At 64.7% G+C, this 15,155-nt stretch carries 17 protein-coding genes and 1 pseudogene; 10 read left to right on the top strand and 8 right to left on the bottom strand.

The genetic code is table 11. The annotated features are described in order from the left end of the window. Nucleotides 1-103: 103 nt before the first annotated feature. Nucleotides 104-418 (bottom strand): annotated as a pseudogene (locus IPG14_RS04390) (zinc-ribbon domain containing protein); the annotation flags it as partial. A 206-nt stretch (nt 419-624) separates the two neighbouring features. Between IPG14_RS04390 and IPG14_RS04385 the strand changes: the two are divergent. The 4 genes from IPG14_RS04385 (at nt 625) to IPG14_RS04370 (ending at nt 4,413) form a co-directional block, all read left to right on the top strand. Then, a complete protein-coding gene (locus IPG14_RS04385) occupies nt 625-1,251 on the top strand; it encodes a ribonuclease HII (protein WP_343390996.1) in 627 nt (208 codons plus the stop codon). Further along, complete coding sequence (locus IPG14_RS04380; RefSeq protein WP_343390995.1) at nt 1,248-1,619, top strand: YraN family protein; 372 nt, start codon at nt 1,248-1,250, stop codon at nt 1,617-1,619. The genes IPG14_RS04385 and IPG14_RS04380 overlap by 4 nt, the downstream gene beginning before the upstream one ends. Before the next feature lie 81 nt (nt 1,620-1,700). After that, nucleotides 1,701-2,708, top strand: a complete 1,008-nt coding sequence (locus tag IPG14_RS04375) for an isocitrate/isopropylmalate family dehydrogenase (RefSeq protein WP_343385351.1) — start codon at nt 1,701-1,703, stop codon at nt 2,706-2,708. 145 nt (nt 2,709-2,853) lie between these two features. Next, nucleotides 2,854-4,413 (top strand): hypothetical protein, encoded by a 1,560-nt coding sequence (locus IPG14_RS04370; protein WP_343390994.1) that lies wholly within the window; start codon nt 2,854-2,856, stop codon nt 4,411-4,413. 28 nt (nt 4,414-4,441) lie between these two features. Here the strand turns inward: IPG14_RS04370 and IPG14_RS04365 are convergent, their stop codons facing one another. Together IPG14_RS04365 and IPG14_RS04360 are read right to left on the bottom strand one after the other, a co-directional pair. Further along, nucleotides 4,442-4,792, bottom strand: a complete 351-nt coding sequence (locus tag IPG14_RS04365) for a VOC family protein (RefSeq protein ID WP_343390993.1) — start codon at nt 4,790-4,792, stop codon at nt 4,442-4,444. 86 nt (nt 4,793-4,878) lie between these two features. Beyond that, nucleotides 4,879-5,496 (bottom strand): haloacid dehalogenase, encoded by a 618-nt coding sequence (locus IPG14_RS04360; RefSeq protein ID WP_343385347.1) that lies wholly within the window; start codon nt 5,494-5,496, stop codon nt 4,879-4,881. A 92-nt stretch (nt 5,497-5,588) separates the two neighbouring features. Here IPG14_RS04360 and IPG14_RS04355 point away from each other — a divergent pair, with 92 nt between their 5' ends. Further along, nucleotides 5,589-6,686 (top strand): hypothetical protein, encoded by a 1,098-nt coding sequence (locus IPG14_RS04355; protein ID WP_343390992.1) that lies wholly within the window; start codon nt 5,589-5,591, stop codon nt 6,684-6,686. 51 nt (nt 6,687-6,737) lie between these two features. Further along, nucleotides 6,738-7,097 carry a four helix bundle protein gene (locus IPG14_RS04350; protein WP_343390991.1) on the top strand — a complete coding sequence of 120 codons (360 nt, stop codon included), beginning with the start codon at nt 6,738-6,740 and terminating at the stop codon, nt 7,095-7,097. A 33-nt stretch (nt 7,098-7,130) separates the two neighbouring features. Here IPG14_RS04350 and IPG14_RS04345 read toward each other — a convergent pair whose 3' ends face one another. The 4 genes from IPG14_RS04345 to IPG14_RS04330 all read right to left on the bottom strand — a co-directional run bounded on the left by IPG14_RS04345 (nt 7,131) and on the right by IPG14_RS04330 (nt 11,215). Beyond that, entirely contained in the window at nt 7,131-7,475 is a 345-nt protein-coding gene (locus IPG14_RS04345; RefSeq protein ID WP_343390990.1) for a zinc ribbon domain-containing protein, read from the bottom strand. 169 nt (nt 7,476-7,644) lie between these two features. Next, a complete protein-coding gene (locus IPG14_RS04340) occupies nt 7,645-8,280 on the bottom strand; it encodes a Uma2 family endonuclease (RefSeq protein WP_343390989.1) in 636 nt (211 codons plus the stop codon). A gap of 32 nt (nt 8,281-8,312) precedes the next feature. Further along, the gene (locus IPG14_RS04335) at nt 8,313-9,878 is read right to left on the bottom strand and encodes a long-chain-fatty-acid--CoA ligase (protein ID WP_343388236.1); all 1,566 of its coding nucleotides are present in this window, start codon (nt 9,876-9,878) and stop codon (nt 8,313-8,315) included. 155 nt (nt 9,879-10,033) lie between these two features. Then, the gene (locus tag IPG14_RS04330; RefSeq protein WP_343390988.1) at nt 10,034-11,215 is read right to left on the bottom strand and encodes a cysteine desulfurase family protein; all 1,182 of its coding nucleotides are present in this window, start codon (nt 11,213-11,215) and stop codon (nt 10,034-10,036) included. Between the two features lie 59 nt (nt 11,216-11,274). On the opposite strand from IPG14_RS04330, the gene IPG14_RS04325 reads away from it, so the two are divergent. Next, nucleotides 11,275-11,745 carry a hypothetical protein gene (locus IPG14_RS04325; RefSeq protein WP_343390987.1) on the top strand — a complete coding sequence of 157 codons (471 nt, stop codon included), beginning with the start codon at nt 11,275-11,277 and terminating at the stop codon, nt 11,743-11,745. Further along, complete coding sequence (locus IPG14_RS04320) at nt 11,742-12,158, top strand: hypothetical protein (RefSeq protein ID WP_343388233.1); 417 nt, start codon at nt 11,742-11,744, stop codon at nt 12,156-12,158. The genes IPG14_RS04325 and IPG14_RS04320 overlap by 4 nt, the downstream gene beginning before the upstream one ends. A gap of 72 nt (nt 12,159-12,230) precedes the next feature. Here IPG14_RS04320 and IPG14_RS04315 read toward each other — a convergent pair whose 3' ends face one another. Continuing rightward, on the bottom strand, nt 12,231-13,187 hold the full coding sequence (locus tag IPG14_RS04315; RefSeq protein WP_343385339.1) for an SDR family NAD(P)-dependent oxidoreductase: 957 nt from the start codon (nt 13,185-13,187) through the stop codon (nt 12,231-12,233). A 120-nt stretch (nt 13,188-13,307) separates the two neighbouring features. Here IPG14_RS04315 and IPG14_RS04310 point away from each other — a divergent pair, with 120 nt between their 5' ends. Further along, entirely contained in the window at nt 13,308-14,054 is a 747-nt protein-coding gene (locus tag IPG14_RS04310) for a PIG-L deacetylase family protein (protein ID WP_343390986.1), read from the top strand. Nucleotides 14,055-14,454: 400 nt separating this feature from the next. After that, a complete protein-coding gene (locus IPG14_RS04305) occupies nt 14,455-15,141 on the top strand; it encodes a hypothetical protein (protein ID WP_343390985.1) in 687 nt (228 codons plus the stop codon). Nucleotides 15,142-15,155 lie beyond the last annotated feature (14 nt).

Raw genomic sequence — 15,155 nt, 5'->3', positions numbered from 1 at the left:
GAGAGCCGCCACCACCACCGCCGCGGGAGCCGCCACCACCGCCGCCGCCGTAGCCGCCACCGCCGCCGCGGGGACCACCACCACCGCCGCCGCCGAAGCCGCCGGAACGCGGTGCGGGCTGGAAGCAGTCCCGGCAGTAGACCGGGCGGTCACCACGGGGTTCGAAGGGGACCTGGGCTTCCTTGCCGCAGGTCGCGCAGATCGCGCTGAACATCTCGCGGCGCGGGGCGCCAAAGCCGCCGCCACCACCAAAGCCACCGCCGCCGCCGCCTTCGGCCTTGCGAGCACCGCGGCAATTGGGGCAGCGCCGCGGCTCATTGGTGAAGCCCTTTGACTGGTGGAACTCTTGTTCGCCAGCGGTAAAGGTGAAGGAGTTCCCACAATCGGAACAGGTCAGGGTCTTGTCGTTGTAAGGCATCGACGACCTCCTTGGGTTTAACGGTTCGTCGATTCAGTCAGGCAAGAACACAGAGGCTCGGTGAACAAGAACGAGGAAACCTGTTACCAGAATAGCCCAACTCCGCGAAAATAACACCCACGACCTTCAGGATTGCCTAGGCTGCTCACTCCCGCCCGCGTTCTCGCCCTCGTGCCTTACCTTCCCGCGTGCTGCATGATGCCTCCGTGGCTAAGACGCCGGTCCCGTCGCTACGTTTCGAACGCGAGGCATGGAACGCCGGAGCGCACTGGGTGGCCGGCGTCGATGAGGTCGGCTGCGGGCCGATCGCCGGGCCGGTCGCGGCCGGGGTGGTGGTGCTGCCGGCTGGCCGCCGATTCCGCTGGTACTCCCAGGTCCGCGACTCCAAGGTCCTTCCCGAAAAAGCCCGCGATGAACTCTCCGCGAAGATCCGTGACTCCGTGCCGTTCGCCATCGGTTGGGCCTCCGTCGAGGAAATCGACCGCATCGGCATCCTCCCCGCGCGAAGACTCTGCATGCTCCGCGCCTTCGAACAGCTCGCCGTCAGGCCCGATGCAGTCATCAGCGACGCCCTTGATCTCCCGCTCCCGAATGTCCGAGCCGTCATCGATGGCGACGCCCTCAGCGTCGCCGTCGCCGCCGCCTCCATCGTTGCCAAGGTCGAACGCGATGCCCTCATGCACCAGCTCTGCGAGCGCTACCCGGGTTACAACCTCTGCCGCAACAAGGGCTATCCCACGCCCGAGCACAAGCGCCTGCTCCAGGACCGGGGCCCTAGCCCCATCCATCGGATCAGCTACGCTCCCGTCGCCCAGTACACCTTCAGATGGTGACTTCCCGCCGGCGGCTCGGTGATTTCGGCGAACGCGTCGCTGCACACCGCCTCGAGTCGATCGGCATGCGCGTGATCGAACGGAACGTCCGCGTAGGTCGCATCGAAATCGACATCGTCGCGGCCGACGGAGACGATGTCGTCTTCGTCGAGGTTCGGACCCGCCGCGGTGGCGCCGCCGCCGCCGAATCCCTCGTCCCGGCGAAACTCCAGCGCATGTGGCAGGCCGCCATCGGCTATTGCGAAACACGCGCGATCGATCCCCAACGCGCCCGCATCGACGTTGTCGCTATCGACCTCGAACCGGACGGTTCCGCCCGCACGATCGACCACTTCCGCGGCATCGAAATCCCTGAAGCACCAGAGTAGGCACGCGCAACCAGTGCCGCCGTTGTACCCTCGCCCTACAGGCCCCTCCCGAGCCTGATACCGGACACCTGAGGGTTCCCTATGCGCGAAGTTGCGGAACTGAACGGAGACGGGATCGCGGCCGAACTTCGCGATGCCATCCATGCAATCAACGAGGCTTTCGGATCGCCCGTGAGCTTTCGCCCGGTCGACTGGTCGCTGGAGCGCCGCGAGGCGTCCACCGCCGCCACCGAAGAGGGCATCGAAATTACCCGCGCCCTCGGCGCCGCGATGAAGTACCCAACCGTCACTCGGACCGTTAGCCCGAACCAGGTGATGCGCGACCAGCTTGGCCTCTCCGTGATCCACCGGCCCTGCCGTAGTTACCCGGGAGTCTCCACCAACTACACCGGCGATATCGACCTCCATGTCGTCCGTGTCGCCACCGGCGGCACCTATGAGGATGCCGGGATGCGCATCGGCTATCACTCCGCCGTTTCCATTCGCGTCATGGAGCGCACGCCGGTCGAGCACGCCGCGCACTTCGCCTTCCGCCTCGCCGAGCGCCATCGCCACAACGTCGTGTCTACCAGTAAGTACACGATTCAGCGCGCCGCCGACGGACTCTTCGAAGAAGTCGTCGCCGAAGTCGCCAACGAGTACCGCAACACCACTCACACAAAGGAGCTCTTCGACTCGCTCCTCGCGAAACTCATCCTTCGGCCTGAACGGTTCGATGTGATCGTCACGCCGAACGAATACGGCGATTTCCTCAGCGACATGGTCTACGGCCTCATCGGTTCGATCGGCCTCGGCGCCAGCGCCTCCTATGCCTTCACGCCCAGCCATCAGCCGAACATCGGTATTTTCGACCCCGCCGGCGGCACCGCCCCCGATATCGCCGGAAAGGGCATCGCGAACCCAAGTGGAGCCATCGAAGCCTACGGTTACCTGCTCGAATACTGCGGCCTCTTCGACATGTCCCGCCGCCTCCTCCAGGCCATCCACGATTGCATCGCCAACAACGAAAAGACGGGCGATCTCGGCGGCAAGCTGAACACGATGGGCTACACGAAGGCCGTCATCGCCCGCGCTCAGCCGGGTATCTGACAGGCCTCGCGCCCGATAGTCACGGCTCCCGGCGGTTGCTATGCTCCGCGAAACCTCAAGGGGGCATGAGGACGTGGCGCCCGTTCGCAGCACGACGAATTCGAAGACCCGGTCACGCGTACACACGCGCGAGACGATTCGGCGCGTGGCGCCCGTTGCTCGACGCCCGGAGCAGTCGGTTTCGGTGGATACCTCCGAACCTGACTCGCTCCGCGACCTCCACACAGCCATCGGCGCCCAGGCCGTCGGTCGCCTCATGCAATCGCTCACCCGGCCGGAGACCGGTCACGCCGCCCCATCTCGAGTGGTCGGCCCGGGCCTCCAGCGGACCATCGGCAACCAGCAGGTACAGCGCCTCTTCGGCTGGGGTAAGAAGAAGAAGCAACAGGCACAACAGGTTGAGGCCCCCCCGGAGCCGAAGACCGATAGAGAACGCTTCAACCTTGCTACCTTCCAGAAGAAGGACTTCCGGCCCTCGACCACGATCGGCAAATTCGATGTCGTCTACCGCCCTGCAACGGGCATCGTGAACGTCATCTCGAAGGTACACTTCGACTTCCGCGATGTGGAACCCGCGTACTACGTCGAGGTGAAGAACAAAAAGGACCGTTACTGGACGAAGGCAGCCAAGAAGGAATGGTCCCAGAAGTGGGTCGATTCCATCATGACAAAGTGGGGCGACATCGCGCCGTTCAAGTGCGATAAGCCCGGCTACGAAGACGTCGTCGCGAAGCCCCAGGTGCAAATCGAACTCGTCGACGACCCCTCGAAGGCCCACTACGCTCTCAGTGTCTCGAAGGCGTTCGAAAAGAAAGAAGGCGGCATGCGCGCCGGCGGCACCTCCGGCGTCACCCGCGAATTCGGCGGGGGCTTTCAGGAGCAGGACTCCTACGACAAGATCAATAACCCGAAGGTTGCCAAACACCTCGCGGCAACTGAGAACAAGAACAACATCCTCCCCGCCTTCGAAGGCGACCGCCAGCGCATGATCAAGGCGCTCGCTGCCCTCCATCCCGTCATGTTCAAGTGGGACTCCGACGAAATCGCCGATGACGTCCCCGTGACTGCCGCGATTGACGCGATCCTGAACCTGAAGAAATACAGCGCCCTCTCGGACCTGCATCCCATCGATGTCAAGGTCAGCCTCGACAAGGACGAGCCCAGGGTCCTCCTCCTGGACCGCTTCACGGTGTTAAAGAAGCGATTTCTCGCGGCGGGGATCACGAACCCGCTCTCAGCCAAGGTCGGCGGTGGAGCCGGGCGTTCGGTTGGGTTCGAGGCATCGCCCGGCGTCGAACAGGTGAAGGAGTCCTACCTCGCGCGTTGGGACCGATACACGTCGGCCCACGAATTCGGCCACATGCTCGGCCTCCTCGACGAATACTGCCCCGCCGTTTCCCCAGAGTTGATAGCCAAGATGTACAACGAAGGTCAGCTCGGCGTGGATGAGCAAACCCTCGGCAAGTCCGCCCAGAATAAGAAGGGCAGTTTCCTCGCTCCCCAGACCGGCTACGCGAACCTCCTCGAAAAGACCGGACAGAGCGCCCAGGCGTGGACAAAGCCCGGCGCCAAGGAATCCGGCGAACGTAGCACCAGCCTGATGAGTGGCGGTTTCGAAGTCCTCCGTCAGCACCACGTTACGATCTGGGAAGCACTCTCCGAGATGACCAAAGACCAGATAGAACCAGCCCACTGGAAGATGTAGCAGTGGCGGGGGCCTTCGGCCACCCTCCCTACTGCTGCACCAGCACCACCGCGTTCCCCTCCGGGTCTTCGATCCCGGCGATGGTGACCCCGGTGGGAAGGTCGCGCGGCTGGTGGGTCACAGTACCGCCCAGTTCCTCGCACTTCGCCAGCGAATCCGCAAGTTTGAGCACCTGGATGTACAGCACCACGCCGGACCGGCCTGACGGCCGGATGTGCCCCGTGATCGTCTCCGGGGCTCCGATGCCTGCGCCGATGTCACGCACCCGCCCGTCGCCGACCGACCAGTTGAACATCGCCGAATAGAAAGCCGACATCCGCTCCGCGTCTTTCGCCTGGATCTCCCAGTGGACCACCGGCCTCGACCAATCCTCTGCCATCTTCCTGCCTCCAGGGTGTTGATGCTCCAGGGCGCTTCACGTCCCCGGAGGGTCTCCGCGCACCGCGTGCCATCCGTGGTGGTGTATCACTCCAACGCGCGGATCGCCTGGCGCTGAACCATCGCCATCGTCAGGTCTCCGCGCGTCTTCTCGAGGATGCCTCGCGTCTGGTCCGTCGTCCGCCGCAATCCCCCCGTCATCGCGTCCGGGAAGTCGATCGTCACCAGCACCGCGTAGATGTCGTCCATCGCCGCGAGGATCTCCTCGCAGCCGTCGTACTGTCCCGCCCGCAGCCGGTCGAGCACCATCCGCCGCATCTCTCCGACCGCCTCGGCGATGCCGTTCAGGTAAGCCGGGTACTCCACCCCCAGTTCTTCCGGCGCCGGGATGCTTCCACCGCTCAAGAGCGCGAGCGTCGTCCGCGCCTCCGCGTACTCCTTCTGCGCGTCATGCAGGAATCCGGCGTAGTACACGTCCGCGTGCCCTTCGAGCGCCGCCACGGCCGCGTCGCGGACCTGCTTTGCCTCGTCCAGCTGCTGGGCTGCCTGTTCGAACTCCCCGCGATGCACTGCGCGGATGCTGTTCGCGCTCATCCGGATAATCGCCCGGCTCGCCGAAAGGGCCTGCTCCCGCGCCGCGTTCTTCGCCGCGAAGTGGTCAAGGATCCGCGGGATGATCGTCTCCAGGGGCGTCGTATCACTCACAAGTCAGCATTCTACTCTCCGGCCCGTTCACCTTTTCGCCTCCATGCCCTACGCTCCCGCCACACCCCAAGCACTTCGGAGTCCCTAGCCACATGGCCGTCACACCAGCCGACGAGTACCTCATCCACCAGACCCCCTACACCTTCGACCGCGTCGCAACCAGCGACCGCAACTTCTACGACCGCTACTTCTTCAACGGCTACCGCCGCGACGGTGATGTCTACTTTGCCGTGGCCATGGGCGTCTACCCGAACCTCGGCGTCATGGATGCAGCCTTCTCCGTCGTCCAGGGCGGCCGCCTGCAGTACTACGTGCGCGCCTCGCGCTTCCTCGGCGATGACCGCATGGATACCCGCGTGGGGCCGATCTCGGTCCAGATCGTCGAACCCTTTCGCAAGATCCGCGTGAAGGTCGCGAAGAATAAGTGGGGCATCACCGCGGACCTGGTCTTCAATGCCCGCTCCCTGCCAAACGAAGAGCCCCACTTCCTCCGCCTCGCCCGCAACGTCCCCGTGATGGATTACACCCGCATCACGCAGCATGGCAGCTGGTCCGGCAAGCTCGCCTGCAACGGTGTCACCTACGATCTCAGCCAGGACACCTGGTGGGGCAGCCGTGATCACTCCTGGGGTATCCGCAACGTCGGTGGCCGCGACCCCCGTGGCGCACCCGCCACCGAAATGCCCCAGTTCTTCTGGAACTGGGCGCCACTGAACTTCGAAGACATGTGCACCCTCTTCACCGTTTCGGAGTACTCCGACGGCACTCGCTGGCACGAATCGGGCGTGATCTTGAAGCCCTATCCAAACGCTTCCGAAGAGCTAACTCGCGCCGACCACAGTCTCAAGTTTGCGAAGGGCACGCGCTGGATCGATTCCGGCAGCGTTATCAGCCTCATCCCGGCGAAGGGAAAACAGCTCGACATCGAGTTCAAGCCGCTCTACTCGTTTCTCATGAAAGGCATCGGCTACGGCGACCCGAAGTGGGGCCACGGCATGTGGGTGGGCCCCGACGAAGTCGATGGCGGCATGTATGACCTGGCCCTCGAACCACCGATGGCCAACCTCCACGTCCAGCAGATCAGCGAAGTGACTGCCGGCCGCAAGAAGGGCATCGGCATCTACGAAGTCATCGTCATGGGCACGCTCGCGAAGTACGGCTTCAAGGAGTTGATGGACCCCGCGAAGTAGGTTTGAGGTCTGAGGCGTGGGGTTCGAGGTGTCGGACTGGAGGTCGGTCTCGTGCGGAACTTCCGCGAACTGAAAGTCATGCCGAAAGCCCATGCGCTTACGCTGGCCGTGTACGAAGTCACGAGGACTTTTCCGGAGGACGAACGGTTTGGTTTGACCCGGCAGCTTCGTCGGGCATCCGCATCCATCGGATACAACATCGCAGAGGGCTGCGGCCGGCATACTGACGCGGACTTTGCGCGCTTTCTGCAAATCGCGATGGGTTCAGCATCCGAAGTCGAGTACGAATTGTGGCTGGCGAAGGACCTTGGGTACTTGTCTGTCGCCAGCCACGACCGGCTCGCCGAGCAAGCTATCGAAGTGAGAAAGATGCTTAGAGCATTCATCGATCGGCTTCGCCACCGAAGCTGAATCACCTCACCCCTCAAACCTCAAGCCTCAGACCTACAGGTCCTTCACCGGGTCCGGCAGTTCGCCGTCGCGCGCCGCGTCGATCATCTCGCGTGCCCCCTCCGGCAGGTCCATCCCGTACGACTCGAACTTCTTCTCTACCCACGTCCCAATCTGGCGAGGGTCCCGGTAGGCGTCCGGGTTGTTCGATTCCGAAGGGTCTCCGAACTTCTCCATGATGTCGGCGCGCGTGTACGAACGCCCGAACTTGGACATCATCCGGCTGGTCTTCGCACTCCCGCAGTGTTCGCACGGGGCCGCCACTTCCGTGTCGACCTTCCGCGTGAAGAAATTGGTCACCTTGCCGCAATCAGCGCAGCGAAACTCATAGATGGGCATAGCCCCATTGTCGATTGGCGGGGGTGGGCTTGTCGATTTTGGAGGGATCGCCGGCTCTTGCCAGCGATCTTCTTCCCGAACGAGGCGCTCACCACCGTCGGCTGCGGCGCGTTTCCGTGCAAAAGCTGGGGGCCTTCTACCTACGGCCGAGCCTCCCTCGACACCAGGGTCATGAATGCAAGGCTGACTGCACGGCCGCCAGGTCTCCCTCGAGCATTGCGGACACGTTGAGGCGAAGGCCCGGGAAGACCTCGCTTTCGATCACTCCGGCTTGGTTAGCGGCAACGCTCTGGTATGCGCCGTTGGCTAGCCGGAACCAGTCGATGCGGCGCTCGAGGATTTGCCAGACGATGTACTCCTGCACGCCGTTGCGCCGATAGGCTTCCTTCTTCGCCCCGAGGTCGTACGACGCCGAGCTGGCGGAGATTTCGACCACCAATTCCGGTGCGCCTGCGAGATAGCCGTCTTCATCGATACGTGCCTGGCCACCATTGTCTGGCGCACGAAACAACATCACGTCGGGCTGCGGTTCATTGTCGGCATCGAGTCGGACCGTTCCGTTGTCGGCTACGCGACAGTCGGGATGGTTTACCCGGTAGGCATTCAGCCAGAAGACCATGTAGCCATGCGGTTCGGCATGTTGAGGAATTCGCACTGGTGAGGCCACGTACACCACTCCCTCGATCAGCTCTGCCTTTTTGATGTCCGGACGCGTGCAATATCGGCGCTCAAACTCATCTCGCGTGAGCCGGTCTCCTGATTCGAGAGGGAGCCCCAGAGCCTTGGGATGCTCGACCGTGGTCATGCTTCAAGTATAGCAAGGGCCCAAAGCCCCCCTTAGTTCACCTGCTTCGTCTTGCCTTCCCAGTAGGGCTTCCGCAGCTCCGTCTTCAAGATCTTCCCCGGCCCGCTCTTTGGCAGCGGCTGTGCCTGGAACACCACCTGCTTCGGGCACTTGTACCCCGCGATGATCCCCCGACAGTGCTCGATTAGCTCGCCCTCGCTCGGGTTTGTCCCCTCTTTCGGCACCACGATCGCCAGCACAGCCTCGCCCCAGCGGTCGTCCGGGATGCCGATAACAGCCGCCTCCAGCACGTCCGGGTGGTCATACAGGGCGTTCTCCACCTCGGCGCAGTACACGTTCTCGCCCCCCGAGACGATCATGTCCTTCGCCCGGTCCACGATGAAGATGAAATTCTCTTCGTCGACCGTTGCAAGGTCTCCGGTGTGCATGTAGCCGCCCCGCAGAGCCTCCGCAGTCTCCTCTGGACGCTTCCAGTAACCGTTCATGACGTTCGGCCCCGCGGCGATGATCTCGCCCACCTGGCCCGGCTTCACGTCCTCTCCGGTCACCTGGTCTACCACCCGCACGTTCACGCCGGAGATTTCCCGCCCGCAGCTCGCCAGCCGCCGCACCTTCGCTTCATCCCCTTCGTAATGCGTCCAGCCGATGTGCATCGCCGTCAGCAGCGGGCTGGTTTCGGTCATCCCGTATGCCTGGCAGAGCTTCGGCCCCAGTGCGTTCTTCGCGGCAATCAGCCGGTCGACCGGCATCGGCGAAGCACCGAAAAGCACCAGGTCGAGGCTGCTCGTGTCGTAGTTTCCCAGCCCCGGAAAGTTCACGAGGAAGTTGATCATCGTGGGTACCAGGATCGTCTTGGTGACCTTGTGCTTCTCGATCGTCTCGAGGCAGAGCTGGGGCGAGAACGCCCCGTTGAAGACGTGCGTGCCGCCGACCATGGCGAAGGCGTACACCGCCCACGCGTCTGCCAGGTGGAACATCGGCGCCACGTGCAACCAGATGTCCCGCTCCTGGAAGCTCATCGTCATCGTCGCGTGTTGCGCGTTCGAAACGATCGCCCGCTGGCTGAGCATTACGCCTTTCGGCAGGCCCGTCGTCCCACCCGTGTAGCACAGGTTCAGCATGTCGGTCTCTTGCCACTCGCGGGCCACGCCCATCAGTGGCTCGTTCGAGGCGATCAGTCCTTCGTAATCCACCGCCCCGGGCAGCTCGGCGTTCAGGATGATGACGTGCTTCAGCCCCGGCGTCTTCTCCCGGAACTGTTCGTAGAGCGGGATATATTCCGGCCCCAGGATCAGCGCTTTGATCTCGCCGTCGTTCAGGATGAATTCGAGTTCGTGGGCCGCCAGCCGGATGTTCAGCGGCGCCAACGGCATCCCGGCCACGCTGCAGACGAAATACGTCTCGAAGTACCGGTGCGAGTTGTTCGCCAGGATGGCGATGTGGTCGCCAGGCTTGAGCCCCAGGCTCAACAACCCCGCCGCCAGCCGGCGGATGCGCTCGCCCGATTCGGCGTACGTGTACTCGACGTCGCCATCGATCGTCGCGGTCTTGTTCGGGAAGAGCTTGACGGCATGGTTCAGGACATCGTGAAGGAGCATGGGAGACCTCGGTCGGTTGTGGCCGGTGGATTATCGCGGCTTCGGCGCGGCGGTGTCGATTCCAACCGCCAGGCGCCAACCCGGTCTGCGAACTCCCTCCGGGCCGCTGTCCCCCTCGTGACGGTCCTGCGCTCGGAAGGGGTTCCGTCCCTTCCTCAGCCCCCGACCGGGAGCGAGCTCTCCACCCGCGCCGCGCCGACTTCGACCGGCAGCACTGCGAGTACCTCGTCGATCTCGGCCCCGGTCGTCCCCTCGCCCAGCGAGAACCGGATGCTGCCCACCGCCCGCCGGATCGGCACACCCATCGCCATCAGGACGTGGCTCGGCTCCCATGTCGAGTTCGAACATGCGCTCCCCGAACTGACAGCGATCCCCCGCTCGTCCAGCAGCCGCACGAGCACATCGCTCTCGATGCCGTCGAAGGAGATGTTCAGGTTGTTCGGCACACAGTTCGTCTGGCAGCCGTTCACCTGCGATCCGGGTACCCTCGCCAGGATCCCGTCTCGCAGCCTCTCCCGCAGTCCCCGGACCCGCGCACTGCGCTCCGCGATGCCGCTGCTCGCCACGGCCAGTGCCGCCGCCGTCCCAGCGATACCGGCGACGTTCTCCGTGCCGGCCCGCTTCTGCATCTCCTGTCCGCCGCCGTGGAGCAGCGGACGGAACGGGGTCGCACGCTTCAAATACAGGACGCCGCTCCCTTTTGGGCCGCCGAACTTGTGCGCCGAAAGGCTCAGGGCGTCCACCCCCAGCGCTTGCACGTCGATCTCCAACCAGGCGGGTGCCTGCACAGCGTCTGTGTGCAGGGCGACTCGATGGCCTGCCTCGTTCGCGAAGTCCCGCAGGACTGCCGCGATCTCGGCGATCGGCTGCACCGTCCCGACCTCGTTGTTCGCCAGCATCACGCTCGCCAGCACCGTGCCCGGCCGGAGCGCGCGGCGGAACTCGTCCACGCTCACTCGACCGCTCCCGTCGCACCCCAGGGTCGTGACCTCGAAGCCGAGTTCCTCCAGCTGCTGGGCCACATGCAACCCGGCATGATGCTCCACGGCCGTCGTGATGATGTGGTTCCCCGCGCCTGCCCGGCTCATCGCATAGGCGATGCCGAGCGTCGCCGTGTTGATGCTTTCGGTGCCCCCGCTCGTGAACAGGATCTCCGCTGGTCGAGCGCCAAGGCACTCGGCGACCGTCTGCCGCGCCCCATCCACCGCCGCCTGCGCGTCCCGCCCGATGGCGTACAGCCCGCTGGGGTTCCCGAACCGCCCATCGAGGAACGGCAGCATCGCCTCCCGAGCTTCTGCTCGCAGCGGCGATGTCGCGGCATAGTCCAGGTAGATCACGCCTTCGATTGTTGATTGGCTGGTGGCGATTGTCGACTCACCTCGCTACCCTCGTCCTCGTGCCCGAACAATCCCTCCTCACCGATGAAGTGCGCGCGCTGATCGGCAGCGAGACGCCCGCCGGCACCGTCCAGGTCACCCCGCGCGGCTGGCGTCATGCCGTCGAGGTCTACACCGGCCGTGTCCCCGCCGAGACGCCCGCACCCGGCGAACCCGTATCCGGGTACGCCATTGCGGCCCTCGAGACGGAGAACGGCGGCACCTCCCGCATTCCGGACCTCATGCCCAACAGCCTCTTGATCGCCAACCAGTGGGAGTTCGAACGCCCCCTCCGCATGGGCGAGACCCTCACCGCGTCCTCTCGCATCGTCGATATCACCGAGCGCTTCGGCGGCCGCTTCGGCTACAGCATCGACTTCCGCACCGAGAGCGTGTATCGCGATCCCACCGGCGCAGTGGTCGCCCGCGGCGGCATCACCATGACGCAATACGACGTGCGCGACGCCCGCTCGGAAGAGGGTGCTGGATGACAGTCGATTCCTCGTCCATCCGCGAAGGCGACGAGCTGCCTCTCCTCCACATCCAGCCGTCGCTGGGCATGGTCATCCGCTTCTGCGCGCTGCAGTGGACCTTCCCGGTGTTCTTCTACGATGCCGATGCGGCGCGCGCCGCTGGCCTGCCGGGCACTATCGTCCCGGGCCCGCTCAAGGTGGGGCTCCTCTACCGCGCGGTCGATGAGTGGCTCGGCGGCGCAGGCTGGGTCCGGCAGGTGCGCGCCGCCCACCGCCGCCCGGATCCGACGAACAGCCCCATCGACATCGCCGGCCGTGTCGCCCGAGTCTACGAAGAGGGCGGCAAGCGCCGTGCCGACCTCGAGCTTGCCATCATCAACCAGGAAGGCCAACCCAGCGTCAGAGGCTTCGCCGTCGTCGAGTTCCACTGACCATCGCCAACAAGCGAAGGGCGCCCCGCATCCGGGGCGCCCTTCGCGAAGCTGGTCCTGGGTGAGCGGGGATTACCCGTTCTCCGCCGGCTTCGGGTTCTTCACGCCCGCGCCGAGCGTGCTCTGGAACACCTTCTCCAGCGAGTCGATATCCCAGCCGCCCTGCTTGTAGATCGTCCGCTCGCGTGTCGGCAGGCTCATGATGCTGATCTCGTCGCCACCGATGATGAAGTCGCGACCGTTGATGTTCGCCGCTGCGTCGGTGCTGAGATAGACCACCAGTGGCGCGATCAGTTCCGGCGCCATTGCCGAGATGCCCCCGAGTGCCTGCTCTGCCGAGCTCTCAGCCGCGTTCGTGGTCACCGCGCCGCCCTGGGCTGCCATCTGCTGCCGTCGGATGCGGGCCGCTTCCATTTCCGGGCTCAGCGTCAGCCGCGTCGCGGCCCGCGGACGAAGCGCGTTGGCGGTCACCCCGTACTTGCCCAGGTCGAGGGCGAGCGTGCGCGTGAGACCGGTGATGCCTTCCTTCGCCGCCGAGTAGTTCGCCTGGCCAAGGTTCCCGAGGCCTGATTCCGAAGACGTGTTGATGATGCGGCCGCCGCGCTGCTGGCGCATGACGATCGATGCGAACCGGGTGATCGTGAAATGGCCCTTCAGGTGCACAGCGATGACTGCGTCCCACTCCGCCTCGCTCATGTTGAAGATGATGCGGTCGCGCAGGATCCCGGCGTTGTTCACCAGGATGTCGAGGCGGCCCCAGGTGTCCATCGCTTGTTTGACGACGGCTTCGCCGTCGGCCATGGAGACCACGTTCCCGTAGTTCGGGAGGGCTTCGCCGCCCATCTTCTTGATCTCGCTGACAACCTCATCGGCCGGTGACGCGTCGCCGCCGTCGCCCGCGGTGCTGCCGCCGAAGTCGTTGACGATGACCCGGGCGCCTTCCTGCGCGAGCGCGAGCGCTTCGCCCCGGCCGATACCGCGTCCGGCGCCGGTCACAATCGCGACTTTTCCTTCGAGCCTTCCGGCCATGTCTGTTCACCTTCCTGTTTGTGGCTGGAGTCCCTCCGAGGAAGGACAAACGCGTGAAATCTACCACTCGCCGGAGAGGCTGTCCCCCTCCCGGTTCGGCGCCTCCCGTACGATTGCAGCATGGCCCGCCTCCTCGCCTTCATCCCCCACCCGGACGATGAGTCATACAGCTTCGCGGGGACCCTCGCGCTCGCGGCGAAGGCGGGATGGGAATGCCAGGTTGTTTGCGTGTCTTCCGGCGAGAAGGGCAAGCGTCACGACGGCGGTCCCGGGGGACGCGAAGCTGTCGGTGCGGTGCGTGAAGCCGAGCTGCGGCGCTCCTGTTCACTCCTTGGTGCGAAACCACCCGCGTTCCTTCACATGCCGGATGGCGCCGTGAGCGCCGTCGCGCTGGGACCATCAGCCATCTCCGGGTTGATCGACCGGTTCGCTTCGGAGATCGTGGTCACGCTCGGACACGATGGCGCCTACGGGCACCCGGACCACCTCGCGGTCCATCGCTGGGTGACCGGCGCATGGTCGGCCGGGCCCGCTTCCCGCGGCGGCACGCTGCTCTACCCCGTCTTCCCCCGTGGCCTCTTCCTGCCCCAGTGGGAGAAGTGCCGCCACATGCTCGGCGAGCCGCCAGACCCGCCCGCTGAAGCTATCGGGTCCGACAGCTTTCACTACGAAGTCGACATCCGGGCGGTGCGGGAGACGAAGCGCGCATCGATCGCCGCGCATCGCACCCAGCTCCCCGGCGGCGACCCGGAAGGTCTCTTTCCCCCGGGGGTCGTCTCGAAGCTGCTGGACGTCGAGCGCTTCGAGGACGCTTCCGGAAAGAGGAACGAAGCCACCGCGGAGCTGCTCGCGTCGCTGGCTACCTGAGCCACGCGCCTTTGTTTTCCGGGGAAGTGGATTCACCGGCTGACATTCGCCCGTTCTCGCTCCCCGGGCCCTCCAGCACGGTAGTGAAATGACGCACTCTTTCGAACTGGCCACTTCCGTCGCCTTGGCCGTCGGCCAGTCCCTCGGGATGACTGCGTTCGGTCGGCCATTCCGCCCCGAATGGGAAGCCCTGGACTCACCCTCAAGGAACTTTGAGGTAACCCGCAAGACACCTCACCCTTTGAATCTGAGGAGGTTACTTCAGGTGTCTTCAAGACACCGAAAAAATAGCGGCGCACAGGAGACACCTCCAGCCCCACCGAGCGGCAGTGCCAGGGCGTCCCGGCGGAGGCTGTCCGGCTCCGGGAACCATTCCGGCGCCGGGTGCGTCTGGAAGCACATGCGCGGAACTGTTCTTTCTCTCGTCCTCGTCACAGCGGGATTCTCGGCCGCCCTGCCGGTCTTCGAAGAAGCGCCCGTTGCACATGCCTGCAGCTGCCCCGACTGCGACGTTGTCCGCGATGCAGAGGTCATCGTGGGCGGGCGAATCCTTTCCTGGCAGCCGTCGGAGATCCCATCGCCATTTGATGGTGCCCCAGTCTATCTGCCGATCGAACTCGATCTGCGCGTGGATCGCGTCTTCAAGGGGTCGGCTCCCGGGAAGGTGGAGATGGTGGACTTCGCCAGCTACGGGAATGGCAAAGACACCGGCGAATACCAGGCGCCCGACCGAATCACCTGGTCCGGCGCTGGCGGTGCTTGCGGCGCATTCGATGAGGATCCGCGGGGCAAGTACATAGTCATCGGTTTCACCCCGCGCTATCCGTGGCAGGCGAATAGGCTGCAAGTCCTCTTCCTCGGCGACGAACCGTCCGGTGAGCGCTACGAATGGGCAATGGCGCGGCTAGCACCTCTCGGCGGGCCGTACCCGCCCGCCGCCGGGAACAGCGCGGCCGACGCCGATGCAGCGACCGACCAGGCCTCGAACGATTGGATGTTCCTTTCCGCCATCGGCGCGGGTTTCCTGCTCATCACGCTCGTCCTCGTACTCATAGGCCCGGTTCGCAACGCGCGTCATCCGGACTGACTCCGGGGGTCGCT

Source organism: Candidatus Amarobacter glycogenicus, assembly GCF_016704105.1.
GTDB lineage: Bacteria > Chloroflexota > Dehalococcoidia > Tepidiformales > Tepidiformaceae > Amarobacter > Amarobacter glycogenicus.
Note: the sequence above shows the minus strand (reverse complement) of the source record. Positions and strands in the feature narration are given on the sequence as shown.